Source organism: Enterococcus sp. PLH-Efm8, from assembly GCF_053011625.1.
Map to the genome: position 1 here is coordinate 350,803 of NZ_CP172568.1, position 14,166 is coordinate 364,968.

11 protein-coding genes are annotated in these 14,166 nt (G+C 37.7%); 7 read left to right on the plus strand and 4 right to left on the minus strand.

The genetic code is table 11. From position 1 onward, the window contains the following. The first annotated feature begins 76 nt into the window (after positions 1 to 76). Together ACIFUW_RS01715 and ACIFUW_RS01720 are read left to right on the plus strand one after the other, a co-directional pair. Entirely contained in the window at positions 77 to 2,242 is a 2,166-nt protein-coding gene (locus ACIFUW_RS01715; protein WP_002301609.1) for a PTS transporter subunit IIBC, read from the plus strand. Between the two features lie 549 nt (positions 2,243 to 2,791). Beyond that, positions 2,792 to 3,625, plus strand: coding sequence for an endonuclease/exonuclease/phosphatase family protein (locus ACIFUW_RS01720; protein ID WP_002302075.1), 834 nt, complete (start codon positions 2,792 to 2,794; stop codon positions 3,623 to 3,625). Between the two features lie 101 nt (positions 3,626 to 3,726). Here ACIFUW_RS01720 and ACIFUW_RS01725 read toward each other — a convergent pair whose 3' ends face one another. Further along, positions 3,727 to 5,427, minus strand: a complete 1,701-nt coding sequence (locus ACIFUW_RS01725; RefSeq protein ID WP_002321520.1) for a hypothetical protein — start codon at positions 5,425 to 5,427, stop codon at positions 3,727 to 3,729. Between the two features lie 875 nt (positions 5,428 to 6,302). Here ACIFUW_RS01725 and ACIFUW_RS01730 point away from each other — a divergent pair. Both ACIFUW_RS01730 and ACIFUW_RS01735 read left to right on the plus strand, forming a co-directional pair. Then, positions 6,303 to 7,463: a class C sortase gene (locus ACIFUW_RS01730; protein ID WP_002307920.1), complete on the plus strand. Its 1,161-nt coding sequence runs from the start codon at positions 6,303 to 6,305 to the stop codon at positions 7,461 to 7,463. A gap of 15 nt (positions 7,464 to 7,478) precedes the next feature. After that, positions 7,479 to 7,922 (plus strand): GNAT family N-acetyltransferase, encoded by a 444-nt coding sequence (locus ACIFUW_RS01735; RefSeq protein WP_002286361.1) that lies wholly within the window; start codon positions 7,479 to 7,481, stop codon positions 7,920 to 7,922. 123 nt (positions 7,923 to 8,045) lie between these two features. On the opposite strand, the gene ACIFUW_RS01740 is transcribed toward ACIFUW_RS01735, so the two are convergent. Both ACIFUW_RS01740 and ACIFUW_RS01745 read right to left on the minus strand, forming a co-directional pair. Continuing rightward, the gene (locus tag ACIFUW_RS01740; RefSeq protein ID WP_002297218.1) at positions 8,046 to 9,341 is read right to left on the minus strand and encodes an ISL3-like element ISEfa11 family transposase; all 1,296 of its coding nucleotides are present in this window, start codon (positions 9,339 to 9,341) and stop codon (positions 8,046 to 8,048) included. Positions 9,342 to 9,929: 588 nt separating this feature from the next. Then, a complete protein-coding gene (locus ACIFUW_RS01745) occupies positions 9,930 to 10,460 on the minus strand; it encodes a phenolic acid decarboxylase (protein WP_002286355.1) in 531 nt (176 codons plus the stop codon). A gap of 104 nt (positions 10,461 to 10,564) precedes the next feature. Between ACIFUW_RS01745 and ACIFUW_RS01750 the strand changes: the two genes are divergently transcribed. Then, positions 10,565 to 11,116 (plus strand): PadR family transcriptional regulator, encoded by a 552-nt coding sequence (locus tag ACIFUW_RS01750; RefSeq protein WP_002286354.1) that lies wholly within the window; start codon positions 10,565 to 10,567, stop codon positions 11,114 to 11,116. Between the two features lie 152 nt (positions 11,117 to 11,268). Here ACIFUW_RS01750 and ACIFUW_RS01755 read toward each other — a convergent pair whose 3' ends face one another. After that, positions 11,269 to 11,742, minus strand: coding sequence for a MerR family transcriptional regulator (locus tag ACIFUW_RS01755; protein ID WP_002286344.1), 474 nt, complete (start codon positions 11,740 to 11,742; stop codon positions 11,269 to 11,271). Between the two features lie 137 nt (positions 11,743 to 11,879). Here ACIFUW_RS01755 and ACIFUW_RS01760 point away from each other — a divergent pair, with 137 nt between their 5' ends. Both ACIFUW_RS01760 and ACIFUW_RS01765 read left to right on the plus strand, forming a co-directional pair. Further along, positions 11,880 to 13,352 (plus strand): MDR family MFS transporter, encoded by a 1,473-nt coding sequence (locus tag ACIFUW_RS01760; protein WP_002293204.1) that lies wholly within the window; start codon positions 11,880 to 11,882, stop codon positions 13,350 to 13,352. Beyond that, positions 13,349 to 14,059, plus strand: coding sequence for a DUF4811 domain-containing protein (locus ACIFUW_RS01765; RefSeq protein WP_002286342.1), 711 nt, complete (start codon positions 13,349 to 13,351; stop codon positions 14,057 to 14,059). Before ACIFUW_RS01760 ends, ACIFUW_RS01765 begins: the two co-directional genes overlap by 4 nt. Positions 14,060 to 14,166 lie beyond the last annotated feature (107 nt).

Here is a 14,166-nt window from a genome sequence, read left to right on the forward strand (position 1 = left end):
ATAAAGCATTTACAAAAAAGAAAACGCACGCTATAATACGTTTAACGAAACCGATTGCGTAAAGGAGCTAAACGGAATGAAAAAGATATTTAGTTTTGAGTTTTGGCAAAAATTTGGAAAGGCTTTAATGGTTGTGGTAGCAGTTATGCCGGCAGCTGGGTTGATGATCAGTATAGGGAAATCAATTCCCTTGATCAATCCTGATTGGACGCCGCTTGTCACAACAGGCGGAGTAATTGAAAATATTGGTTGGGCAATTATTGGTAATCTTCATATTTTATTTGCTTTAGCAATAGGAGGAAGTTGGGCAAAAGAAAGAGCAGGCGGAGCATTTGCAGCTGGGATCTCATTTATTTTGATCAATCGGATCACTGGGGCTATCTTTGGTGTCACAAGTGACATGCTTGCGAATGAAGATGCATTTACCCACACTCTGTTCGGTACGAAGATCATGGTTAAAGGATTTTTTACAAGTGTATTGGAAGCACCAGCTTTGAATATGGGAGTATTCGTAGGGATCATCGCTGGATTTGTCGGGGCAATGGCTTATAATAAGTACTATAATTATAGAAAATTGCCGGATGCTTTGTCATTTTTCAATGGAAAGCGCTTTGTTCCGTTTGTTGTTATCTTATGGTCAACAATCGTGGCATTGATTCTTGCTGTGGTGTGGCCAAACGTACAGGCTGGAATCAATAATTTTGGTTTATGGATCGCAGAATCACAAGAAAGCGCACCGATTCTAGCACCGTTTTTATTTGGAACATTAGAACGTTTACTATTGCCATTTGGATTGCATCATATGCTGACGATTCCTATCAACTATACACAGCTTGGCGGATCGTATGAGATTTTATCAGGCGCACAGGCGGGGACACAAGTATTTGGGCAAGATCCGTTATGGTTGGCTTGGGCCACTGATTTAGTGAATCTTAAAGGTGCAGGGGATATGTCGCAATATGAGTTTGTGTTGCATAACTGGACGCCGGCTCGTTTCAAAGTAGGACAAATGATTGGTTCTTCAGGTATCTTGATGGGAATGGCTTTTGCGATGTATCGTAATGTCGATCCTGATAAGAAAGCAAGATATAAATCAATGTATTTTTCAGCAGCGTTGGCTGTCTTTCTAACAGGTGTAACAGAACCATTGGAGTTCATGTTTATGTTTGCTGCTGTGCCATTATATGTCATTTATTCAGTGATCCAAGGGGCTGCATTTGCGATGGCAGATATCTTGCCATTGCGGGTCCATTCATTTGGGAATATCGAATTGCTGACTCGGACACCGTTAGCTATCAAAGCGGGTTTAGGTGGAGATCTTATCAACTTCGTGTTGTGTGTGATCGCTTTTGGTGTTGTTACGTATTTCTTAGCAAATTTCTTGATCAAAAAATTCAACTTTGCTACACCGGGACGTAACGGAAATTACGACAATGACAGTGAAGAAACCGTTGTATCTAACAGCGGAACAGGAACAGCAGATCAGCAAGTGGTCCAGATCATTCATTTGCTGGGAGGAAAAGAAAATATCAAAGATGTCGATGCTTGTATGACTCGGTTACGCGTAAGTGTAAATGATCGAGAAAAAGTAGGGACTGAAGAAGCCTGGAAACGAGCAGGGGCGATGGGATTGATCGTCAAAGACAATGGAGTCCAAGCAGTTTATGGACCAAAAGCAGATGTCTTGAAATCAGATATCGAAGATCTGCTGCAATCAGGAGCAGAGATTCCAGAGCCAGAAATGGTTTCTACAGGAAATAGACAAGCAGATAGTAAGCAATACTTAGGTATAGAACAAGAACTAGTTTCCGCAGCTTCTGGAGAAGTGATTCCTTTATCTGAAGTAAAAGATCCGGTATTCTCACAAAAAATGATGGGTGACGGCTTTGCTGTTATTCCAACATCAAGAGAAGTTGTTGCGCCGATCGCTGGAAAAGTGACAAGTATTTTCCCAAGCAAACATGCAATTGGGCTGGAGACGAAAGATGGTATCGAAGTTTTGATCCATATGGGTATCGATACAGTCCAAATGAATCAGCCAGCTTTTGAGATTGCTGTCAAAGAAGGCCAAGAAGTAGGAACAGGAACGAAATTAGCTGAGATGGATCTTGAGGTGATCCAAAATGAAGAAAAAGATCCAACGATCATGATCGTATTTACAAACGATAAAGTAGAAGAAGTAGTGATCAAGCAATTAGGTACAGTGACAGCTGGTAAAGTGATCGGCTCCATTAAAATGTAAGGAGAGGTTGTGAAATCATTGTCCTGACCTGAGTATTAGAGAAACAAAACGAAAAAACAGCTCCTCGTATTTTGCCGTTTTTTGAACTAATACCTAAGGTCAGCTGATTGAACACCATTTATCGAGAGGTTGTGAAAAAGCTGTCCTGCATCAAGTAATAAGAACAGCCAAACAAAAATAGCTCCTCCTATTTTTCGTTTGGTTGGGCTTATTACCGCAGATGCAAGCTTTTGAACACCGTTTAAGGAAGAGGTTGTGAAAACTGCGTTATGCATTGAGTAATAAGAGCGCTAGTCAGAAAATAGCTTTTCATATTTTCTAGGCTAGTGAGCTTATTACCGAGAAGCAGCAGTTTGAATACTGTTTAGTGGAGAGGTCGTGAAAAAGCTGCCCTGCACCAAGTGATAAAAACAGCCAAACAAAAAATAGCTCCTGGTCCATTGAGCTTATTACTGAGGAGTTAGCAGGAGAACACTATTTGCTGGAGAGGTTGTGACAAAAATTTTGTCACAACCCTTTTGTTTCGAAATGAAGACAAGGAGAAAACCAATGAAATTCATGACACTCAACACGCATAGCTGGCTTGAGCCAGAACCAGAGAAAAAATTGCAAGAATTAGCAGATAAGATCCTGTTAGAAGATTATGAAGTGATTGCTTTACAAGAAATCAACCAATTACTGGAATCTGAAGAAGTAGAACCTGCGAAGCTAATGAAGTTCTGTCCGGTAAAGAATCAAGTACCTATCCGTAAAGATAATTTTGCCTACCGTTTAGTTCAGCTTTTAAAGGAACACGGAAAAGAGTATTTTTGGAGTTGGGAAATGAGCCACATCGGTTATGATAAATATGAAGAAGGAAATGCACTGCTTGCGAAAAAAACATTGGAAAGTCAGGTCCTTACCGTCTCCCAATCTCAAAAGAAAGAAGATTATCAGACACGCAAGATCTTGATTGGGAAAACAAAGATAGATGATCAGGACATTTTTGTCTCGAGCTGCCACTTTTCTTGGTGGACAGATAAAAAAAGTGGCTTTTATTTTGAGTGGAAAAACTTGGAAAACTACTTTTTGGAAACTCGCGTACCACTTTTTTTCCTAGGTGATTTCAATAATCCAGTAGACTCTCAAGGTTATTATACTGTAAGAGAAAGTTGCCTTCTTCTTCAAGATTCGTATGTTGTCGCGAATGAAGAAGGAAAAGCAGCTACTGTGGAAAAGAAAATCGATGGTTGGGAACAAAATACAGAAAAATTGCGTATAGATTTTATTTTCGTCCCTGAAGGAATGCAGGTTAAAAAATATCAACGGATTTTTGATGGGATCGATAGTCCAATCATCAGTGATCACTACGGGGTGGAAATCGAATTAGATGTGAACGAATAAAAAATATAACATATAACATAAAAAAACTGATTAAAATAAAACTCTCCAAACGATTATACCGTTTGGAGAGTTTTTTGATCGGATGCATTTATCCCTTTTGCCTAAGCACGTAAATGCTTGTATCTATGATAAATAAATAAACATAGCAAGGTAAACCAGCCAATCAAAGTAAGAGAAAGAATGAAATAGAAATAGATTGGCGTTTGATAATGAAGCGTGAGCTCGTTGATTCCTTTTTGCTGCTTCACGATTGGGGTCCCGATATCTGTTACTTCATAATCAGTCAATGTTTTTCCATTTTGCTGTAGCACAGTCCGATCGTAGACGATAACAGGGATATGAACAGTTTTGTCCCCAGTGTTTTTCCACTTGATTGTCAGAAGACCGCCTGGATGTGTTTTTATAAAAGTTGTTTCGTTTTCTAGTATTTCTTCGTTATACCGGTCGTATTTATTGTCTTTTGTCTCCTTATAGATTGGCAGATAGTCAGGTGTGGTTTTTTGGAAAACGAACAAGCTGGTAGACATATCTTTGTTGAAGAATGTTTTCCTTGCTTCTTCCGGCGTATCGAATAGATAAGTATGTCGACTGACAAATGTTTCATTTTCCCACTTTTCCAGATGCTGGTATAAGTTCTGGATCGTCTGTGCTGAAAAAATAAGAATGCCAAATATACTTAAAAGACGGAACCACTTTTGTTCAGACCACTGGTTCAGTGAAAGGGCAAGGTAAAGTAGAAGCAATAGCGTAAATGGCACGAAAAATCGAAATGGAAACTGGATCAAACTAATAAAAGGCACATTTTTTTCGATCAATGTCGTCCATGGAATCAAGCTAGTAGAAAGAAAAAAGAAAACAAGACTTGTGTACAACACGATTTTTTGGAATAAGGTGTTCTTTTGTTGAAAGAAAATAAAAAGCAAAAAACCTGATAATATCAATATAGGAAAGGCCTTAGGGTAATGGAGCCAATAACTGCCATCCAGATCTATCGCCTTTTGACTCATTTCTCTGTTAACAAAGGGAGGAAGAATCTTATTCCCACTGTAAACAATAGCTAATCCTGCCCAAATATTTGCTGTCAGAACAAAATAAAGCAAGACCGACTTAATCAGTTGAAGCAGTGCTTTTCCTTTTTCAGTCTGGTTAAAAAAGTAATAAAGATAAAAAGGAATATACATCAAAGCTAACATGATCGAAGACAGTAAATGGATCTGTGTCATAAGTCCCACTGAGACAGCGACTTTGATAACAGGAAACTTTTTATGAAGGACGAAATCAGCAATAGGGATCATACATAAAGGATAAAAACAAGTCCCCCAGCTAGTGAATCCTTGGTTGATAGACCAGTATTGAATAGAATACGTACTCATGAATAAAACGGCTACTGGTACACTTACCCAATTTCGAATATTGACATATCTCAGTAAAATCAGCATAGAAAATCCTGAAATAAGATAAAGAATGAAATTTGAAAGAATCTGATAATGAAACCAGCTACCTGCAAGCAACACGATCAATCCTTGTAAATAAGCGAAAAATGGGCCGTAAACGGCATTCACGATCCTGCCACTTTGCTGGAATCCATAAAGGGAAGGAAAATAATGGAAATCCCCATATTTAATTTGTTGCGCGGCATCATAGAACCGATTGTAATGGAATGGGGCATCAGCACCCAAAATTAGTTTATGTGTGAATAAATGAGGCATGAGAAATGCCAAAGCAATGAAAAAAATTGCTAAAAATGGGCCATATTTTTTCAATTGTCGAACTCCTTTGCAAACTTTAGATAAATTCATCATATATCCTATGCGAGAGGTAGGCAAGAAATTAGAAAATTCATGAAAATATTTATGAATTTTACAAGAAAAACATAAGTGAAAGTTCTAAGGAGAGAGGATGCGACATAAGTTTTGTTGCATCTCCTTGTTTTGAAACAGAATTTTTCTTAATACTCGAAACAAAGTAGCTTTTTCATGACCTCTCGGTAAACGGTGTTCAATCAGCTGCTTCTCGGTAATAAGCTCACTAGCCTAGAAAATATGAAAAGCTATTTTCTGACTAGCGCTCTTATTACTCAAAACATAACGCAGTTTTCACAACCTCTTCCTTAAACGGTGTTCAATCAGCTGCTTCTCGGTAATAAGCTCACTAGCCTAGAAAATATAAAAAGCTATTTTCTGACTAGCGCTCTTATTACTCAAAACATAACACAGTTTTCACAACCTCTTCCTTAAACGGTGTTCAATCAGCTGCTTCTCGGTAATAAGCTCACTAGCCTAGAAAATATAAAAAGCTATTTTCTGACTAGCGCTCTTATTACTCAAAACATAACACAGTTTTCACAACCTCTTCCTTAAATGGTGTTCAATCAGCTGCTTCTCGGTAATAAGCTCACTAGCCTAGAAAATATGAGAAGCTATTTTCTGACTAGCACTCTTATTACTCAAAGCATAACGCAGTTTTCACAACCTCTTCCTTAAACGGTGTTCAAAAGCTTGCATCTGCGGTAATAAGCCCAACCCAACAAAAAATATGAGTAGCTATTTTTTGAGGCTGTACTTATTACTTGATGCAGGACAGCTTTTTCACAATCTCATCGGCTTTCATTTTCTATTTTTTTCCTGAACCCATATAATAAAAGAAAGAACAAAAAAACTTGCAAGGGAGGACACATGTGAAGCAGAGTAAGCAAAAACAGTCTCGTCGACTTTTGTTTCGTTTGTTTTTATTAATATGTATCGTCGTAGGGTTACTGATCGCTTTATATCCATTTTATGTGGATTCTTTAAATAGTTTTATTGATCAAAAACGTATCGAACAAGTACAAAAACGGACCGCAGCTGAAATTGAAGTGCAGCGAAAGAAAATGGAGGAGAAAAACCAACGATTAACTGACCAAGGATTCAATCCTGGTACTGATCCTTTCAATGAAAAGAACAGAAATGAAAGTACAACATCCAGCCAATTAGAGGAATGGCTGATCGGAAGTATCAATATACCTAAGATCCAATTAAATATTTCACTTTATGATCGGCTCAATGGTAGGATCCTTGAAAATGGAGCAGGCGTCTTGCAAGGAACCTCTTTCCCGCTTGGTGGAAATTCGACGCATTCAGTGATCTCTGCTCACAGCGGTTTACCTAATCGACGGTTATTTACCGAATTAGATCGTTTAGAAAACGGAGACACGTTTATTTTGACTGTTTTGGGAGAGAAATTGGCTTATCAAGTTAAAAATATACAAGTGGTACTGCCAGATGACACGTCTGTTCTAACGATTGCAGAAGGAGAAGACTTAGTTACCTTGCTTACATGTACGCCGTATATGATCAACACGCATCGTTTGCTAGTGACAGGACATCGGATTCCTTATAACGAATCGGTAAAAAAAGAAGAAGGAAAAGGAAATCAGGAAAGAACCATGCGGCAATGGTTTATTCTTGCAGGAACGATAATAGCTGTAGTCATACTGTTAGTGTTTATCGGACGACTAATCTATCAGTATAGATTAAGTAAAAAAGTGCTTGATTTTTCATTTATTATTAGTGATTCGTCAGGGAAACCGGTAAATGGTAGTTCATTCATTTTGAAACATAAGAAAAAAACACTTACTAGAAATGGTGTGCCGTTTTCAGTACAAAGCGACCATCATGGGAAAGTCAAGCTGGATCAATTGCCTGGTGGGACTTATCGAATCGTTTCAGCTGATGATCCTAAAGTTGCTGTTTCTTTTGGTATTAGAAAAGTAAAACAAGAGAAGATATACTTTTTTGAGGGGCGAAAACTTGTAAAAGAGCTTCAAAAAAATGGTTTTTATTTTAAAATCAATGAATAAGTAAGGAGAGAAAAAATGATCCGCACAACAACAAAATTGTCTGCCAAAGAACTGGAATCTGTTCTATCGATTTGGCTACATGCTAACTTGGATTCTCATGAATTCATTCCATCAACTTATTGGGAGAATCAAGTAGAATCTGTTAGGAAAGCTTTACCAGATGCAGTGATTTACTTAGCAGAAATAGATCAAGAAATTATTGGTTTTGCTGGGGTGATTGATCAGTTTATCGCAGGAATCTTTGTGAAAAGGGAATACCGGCAACAAAGAATCGGTACGCAACTAATGAAAAAAATAAAAGAAACCAATAAAACACTGACTTTGACAGTCTATCAAAAAAATCAATCAGCTATTCATTTCTATCTTTCACAAGGTTTTACAATTCAAACACAGCAAAAAGATGAAGCAGTAAATGAGGAGGAACTTGTGATGAAATGGAATCAAAACGCTGATTTTTGATGAACAGAATAACGAAATAATGCTCCCAGCCTAATTTTTTGGGCTCTTTGTCAATAAGGACTGATGAGTTGTGCAAAATCAAATCTGAGTCAGAATGAACCACATTCTGGCTCAGATTTTTTGTTATCTTACATTGATTAATTGATTGATCAAAAAGATTCTAATTCTCATGTTCTCAAATGATTTAAATCCGTAGGATACTCGTTTCATTGTCTTTATGTGGGTATTCTTCGCTTCTATTTTTCCATTGGAATAAGGATAGATCATTGCGTTGGTGATGCCTTCTTCATAGGTCAGAAGGTTTTGAAGCTTTTCCCGAAAGCTGTCATCTAACGTTTCGGGAAGTTCTGCCAATAAGGAGAAAAATAAGTCAGGGTCTTTGTCTCGAAAGGCTTCAACTAATTCATGAAAAAAGGGATACGCCTCCTTTAGGGGCGGAGAAAACTCAAGCAATCGATCAATCATCATTGCTTCAGTAAGAAATGGGTATTTTGGTGCTCGGAAACTTTTCCATGTTTTGTATTCATAATGGTTGATGTTTGCACGATTTTTTAGCAAAAAGCGCCAGTTCTTTTTCAGTTTTTCTGCCTGGCTTTTCTGTCCGGCTTTACGAAGTTCATTCATTTCACGGATACGCAACTCATTGAACGCTTGATTCATGTGTTTGACAATATGAAACCGATCAATCACGACTTTCGCATTTGGCAGAACACGTTTGGTGAGCTGGAAGTAGGCGGCGTTCATGTCTGTCACCAAGAATTCTACTTCTTCTGGATTGGTACAACCTAAGAAATAGCTTGTTAATCGAGGTAATTTACGCGTAGGCAAAACATCTATTAATTTTCCTGTTTCGCCATCCGCGCAAATAAAGCTCATCTTATCTTCTATGGAAGCATGCGAACGAAATTCGTCAACCATCAATACTCTGGGGAGGATCTTCTTAGATTGCTTTGGTAAATAGCTTTTAAACTCTTTCAATGTACGAATAACGGTGGTCAAAGATACCTGACAGCTTTTCGCAATAAAAGATAAAGATACTTTTTCAGTCAGTAAAGAAGCAATTTTATATCTAACATGATTTGCGATTGAATGTCTGGGTTGGACAAAATAACTTTGAGCCGTCCAATGGGTGCGACAGTTTTTACAGGTATAGCGTTGCTTTTTTAGGCGCATAACCAAAGGCATATGATTGTATTGTTCAAAACGGACAATCGTTTCCTTTTTTCCATTTTTCACTATAATTGCTTTCCCGTTTCCATCTACCACAGTAGAACCACAACTTCTACAAGCACGAGGAGTAGGCGAGAGAACAGCATCGACGACCAACGTCTTTTTCTTCTGAAGGGTCTCGTAAGAGACCTCTGTAATCATCAAATCTTTCTCTGTTATTCTCAGCATTTTTTTGATAGAATCATTCATATAGCGTATCGTCCTCTCAGTTGTTTATTTTGTGGTGATTTAATCATACTAGAGAACGATATGTTTTTTAATACCTAAAATGAAAATGGGGCTGAAGAATCAATTCTGATTCATCAGTCCCATAAATTATAGAGCCATTTTTTGCTGGGAGCATTATTTCATTTTGAAGTCACTAATTTAACTGTGTGAATATGCAGTTGTTACAATCTTTGATAAACGGTGTTCAAAAGCTTGCATCTACGGTAATAAGCCCAACCAAACAAAAAATATGAGGAGCTATTTTTATTTGGCTGTTCTTATTACTTGATGCAGAACAGCTTTTTCACAACCTCTGATTCACGGTGTTCCAAAAGTAGCTTCTTCGGAAATAAGCCGAAATTTTACAAAAATTTGAGAAGCAATTTCCGTAAATTCCTTCTTATTTCTTGAAGCTGACCACTTCTGTCACAACCTCTTTCTTAAACGGTGTTCAATCAGCTGACCCTCGGTATTAGCTCAAAAAACGGCAAAACATGAGGAACTATTTTTCCGTTTCTTTCTCTAATACTCAGGTCAGAACGCTGATTTCACAACCTCTCTTTCACAACCTTATTTTACTCGTTTATAATTTTCATCGAAATATTTTCCGCTACGGATATCATCTGGCATTCCATCGTATGGTTCTTCGCTAATAACATCTTCATTGTCTATACCTGCATCACCCATATAAGTGATAGTAGCAAATTCAGGAACAAGTAATTTTGGATAAGTTTCATATTTTTCACGAGCTGCTTCCATTTCTGCGATATGTTCGTTTTGGAAAGTAACAGTGATTTCTGGATGTTCTTCAACCCATTTAGGGAAAAAGATCATTCCGTGAAGTTTCTTTTCATTTGGCATAAAGTCCAATGCCACGTCTGTCCCTGTTGGCTCTGTCCAAGTGATTTTGAATACGCCGTCCGTCAATTTAACGATATCAGCTTCTTGGTCTTTTACCCAACGGCCTTTGACCATTCCGCCATGGATACGGTAATCAACAGTATGGTCATTTTTGGCATACCATTCATATTCCCAACCATTATCATACGTATAGATAAAGTGAGTTCCAATAAAATCTTCCAATTCTTTAAATTCTTTCATGTTTAAGCATCTCCTTATAAATTAAAACATGTAATAAACTACATGTTTTCGATTACTCATTTATGATAGAATGGATTTAAAGATTTGTCAAGGAGGGAAAACTGATGGCAAGAAAAAATACACTTCGATATATTTTGTTAGGGTTATTAAGTAAGAAGAAGATGACAGGATATGAATTGAATCAATCGTTCAAAAATGAAATAGGAGAATTTTGGCAAGCAAAACATAGTCAGATTTATCCTGAACTTGCAAAAATGGAAGAGCAAGGAATCATTCAGCATCAAGTAGAGATCACAGGTGAAAAATTGGAAAAGAAAGTTTATGAATTAACAGAAGAAGGGAAGGAACAATTGGCAGAGTGGATTCATACACCCACCAATGAACTACCGGTTAATCGAGACGAATTTGTTCTGAAATTGTATTTCGTCAAAGACGTGAATGATCCGGCATTAGTAGAAATTATTCAGCAGCAGCGTGACCTTCATGAAGAAAAACGACTTCATCTATTAGAGCGAAAAAAAACGATCTTTCCTACTGAAAAAGAAAAACATGAAAATTACGGACACTACCTGATTTTAGCGCATGCGATCAATCGGGAAACAGAATATGCAAATTGGCTAACAGATGTATTAGAAGAAAGTAACCGAAAAAAATAAAAAAATATCCGAACAGTGATGGAGAATTCCTTTCTATATGAAAGAAACGCAGATCACCGTTCGGATATTCTTATGTTCAAACAGGCCTTTTTTCAAGTATTTATGTAGCATCTACTTATTAAAAAGCTTGGTACTTAGGAGATTAGTGGCGTTTAGAGTTCTTTTAACAGCTGTTCGTAGTCAGCTTTTTCATCGACAGGAAGGAGCTTGTAAGTTAATTCGTCTGTCTCGTTGTCATGAATGATGTACATCTTAGCATTCTCTTCTTTGAAGTTACCGATTTGTAAAATCGTATAGCGTTCGTCGATCAATTCGATATCTTTGATTGCTTTTGAAAAAACTTTACGGACATGGTGCATTTTCTTTTGGCGGATTTCTGCCTTTTCTGCAGCTTTTGACAAAGTAAATCCGTCATCTAAATATTTTTTGATCAGTTCTACTTTTATGACTGTAGGTAAACGATATTTTCTAGGACAATTCGCATCAGCTTCGATCGAACGAATGAATCCCTTTTGTTCCCAATACCTTAATTGACGTGGAGACACACCTACGATATCACTTAATTCACTGATGCCAACAACCAATTGATCATTTTCCAACAAACGTTTAAGGGAAGCCCCAACCATTTTTGTCACTCCTTTTGTCCTCTTGCTTCCCTTAATTATATCCGTATTAACTTATGTGTCAAGTAGGTTGACAAATAGCGAATTTAGGACTAAAGTATTCTAGTAGTTTCAGAAAAAATTCAGAAAGAAGGAGAAATATGAGTAACAACCAACCCGTAGATATTTACGGAAAACCATATAATCGGACACTTTTAGTTGTTGTCTTATTAATTGGTACATTTTGTACCGTTTTGAATCAGACCTTATTGACGACAGCTTTTCCTACATTGATGAAAGCTTTCGATATTTCAGCGTCTGATGTGCAATGGTTAACGACTGGTTTCTTGCTAGTCAACGGGATTATGATCCCAATAACAGCATGGCTGATCAATAAATTCAGTTCAAGAAATTTATATCTTTCTGCCATGACGATCTTTTTGATCGGAACGATTACTTGCTTTACAGCACCTAATTTTAGTACATTACTAATCGGTCGCTTGATCCAAGCTTGCGGTGTGGGAGTATCGATGCCATTATTGCAAAATATCATGCTATCTATTTTCCCGCCAGAAAAAAGAGGATCAGCAATGGGGATGTCAGGGATCGTTATTGGACTTGCTCCTGCTTTAGGCCCTACATTATCTGGTTATATCATTGATAACTACCATTGGCGTGACTTGTTTGGTATGGTACTGCCAATCGTTGTTCTTGTCTTGGTTTTAGCATTCTTCCTAATGAAGAGCGTTATTCCATTGTCAAATCCTAGCATTGATATTTTATCCGCTATTTTATCAACGATTGGATTCGGTAGTTTGCTTTACGGATTTTCTAGTGTAGGAGATGACGGCTGGGGAAGCTTGAAAGTAATTGGTTTCTTAGTTGTTGGTGTGATTTTCATCGCATTGTTTTCATGGCGTCAATTACATTTGGAACATCCATTCTTGGAACTTCGCGTATTCAAATCATCTACATTCACGATTGCCGCTGTTTTAGCTGGTGTAACAAATATGGCGATGGTAGGGGCAGAAATGGTCGTACCATTGTATATTCAAAATATTCGTGGAGAATCAGCATTCCATTCTGGCTTGATGTTGTTGCCGGGTGCATTGATCATGGGGGCTATGATGCCTGTTACGGGTGCGATTTTCGATAAATATGGCGCGAAACGTTTAGCCATCACAGGGATGTTCATTTTGACAGCCGCAACTGCACCATTTGCTTTCTTGACAAAAACGACTCCAGTTTTATATATCGTGATCCTTTATGCGATCCGTATGTTTGGGATCTCCATGGTCATGATGCCGGTAACGACTTCTGGTATGAATGCATTGCCAAATAACTTGATCAGTCACGGGACAGCGGTAAATAATACATTCCGTCAAATCGCAAGCTCGATTGGTACAGCTATTTTGATCAGTGTGTTGACGAATGTGACAAAAGCAAATATCCCAAGCAAATCTGTATTGGATAATACACCATTAGCTTATAAAGATCAGGCAATCAATGCCACACTGTCAGGTTACCATGCCGCGTTTATCGTAGCGATCATCTTTGGGATCCTTGGCTTTATTATTGCCTTTTTATTGAAGAAAAAAGAACCTGTTCTAACGAAAGCGGGGGATAATGCATGATTATTGGAGTTTTGATTGTCAGCTTGCTTGCTTTTGCTTTAACGAACGTGTTCGCTAAAAAAACATGGCAAACCTTTTTATCTTTGATTTTCGGACTAATCTTCGTCGCTTCACTAAGTTTGATCGTCGCTAATTTGTCCAATCACTTTGGAATGGAAAAAGTAACGGAAACAAAAACAGAAAAAATTGTTTCCAGTGCTGATTCCCAAGGAGCAGATATGCTTTTGTATAAAGCTTTAGGGAATGGAAAAGAAAAAGTGTATCTTTACCGAACAAATGAAAAACAAGAAAAACCAAAAGCAACTGGTACGGATAACGAAACAAATAAAGTAGAAAAGACAGACGGCGATGCTGAAAAAGTGACGAAAACTACTTATTGGGAATACAAAAACGACATGTATAAATTCTGGTTCAATATTGCTGATAACAATCACGAATATGACAGCCGAGTGAATACATTCAAAATCCCAGAGACATGGGTAGAATTAAGTACGGACCAAGCAGCCAAGTTAGCTGAATTAGTTAAGAAACAGCAAAGTACGATGGAAAGTGAAGCAAAAGCTTATGTTCAAGACGGTATGGTAAAAGCAATGACTGAAAATCCAAAAATGAGCAAAGCAGAGCAAGAACAACGTACGAAAGCCTTAGCTGCTGAATTCCAACAACAAGCATTCGCAAAATTAGTGAAAGAAGCAAAAGGCGAATAATATTTTGAACACCGTGTAGGAGGTTGTGAAAAAGCTGCTCTGCATCAAGCAGTAAGAACAATCAGATAAAAATAGCACTCCATATTTTTCATCTGATTGGGGTTAGT

Bases quoted from the DNA above. Each gene is read 5' to 3' on its own strand.
- ACIFUW_RS01755 (WP_002286344.1), bottom strand. From the start codon at position 11,742: ATGGTTGGGGCTTCCCTTAAACGTTTGTTGGAAAATGATCAATTGGTT.
- ACIFUW_RS01740 (WP_002297218.1), bottom strand. From the start codon at position 9,341: ATGAATGATTCTATCAAAAAAATGCTGAGAATAACAGAGAAAGATTTG.
- ACIFUW_RS01765 (WP_002286342.1), top strand. From the start codon at position 13,349: ATGATTATTGGAGTTTTGATTGTCAGCTTGCTTGCTTTTGCTTTAACG.
- ACIFUW_RS01725 (WP_002321520.1), bottom strand. From the start codon at position 5,427: ATGATGAATTTATCTAAAGTTTGCAAAGGAGTTCGACAATTGAAAAAA.
- ACIFUW_RS01735 (WP_002286361.1), top strand. From the start codon at position 7,479: ATGATCCGCACAACAACAAAATTGTCTGCCAAAGAACTGGAATCTGTT.
- ACIFUW_RS01745 (WP_002286355.1), bottom strand. From the start codon at position 10,460: ATGAAAGAATTTAAAGAATTGGAAGATTTTATTGGAACTCACTTTATC.
- ACIFUW_RS01720 (WP_002302075.1), top strand. From the start codon at position 2,792: ATGAAATTCATGACACTCAACACGCATAGCTGGCTTGAGCCAGAACCA.
- ACIFUW_RS01760 (WP_002293204.1), top strand. From the start codon at position 11,880: ATGAGTAACAACCAACCCGTAGATATTTACGGAAAACCATATAATCGG.
- ACIFUW_RS01715 (WP_002301609.1), top strand. From the start codon at position 77: ATGAAAAAGATATTTAGTTTTGAGTTTTGGCAAAAATTTGGAAAGGCT.
- ACIFUW_RS01750 (WP_002286354.1), top strand. From the start codon at position 10,565: ATGGCAAGAAAAAATACACTTCGATATATTTTGTTAGGGTTATTAAGT.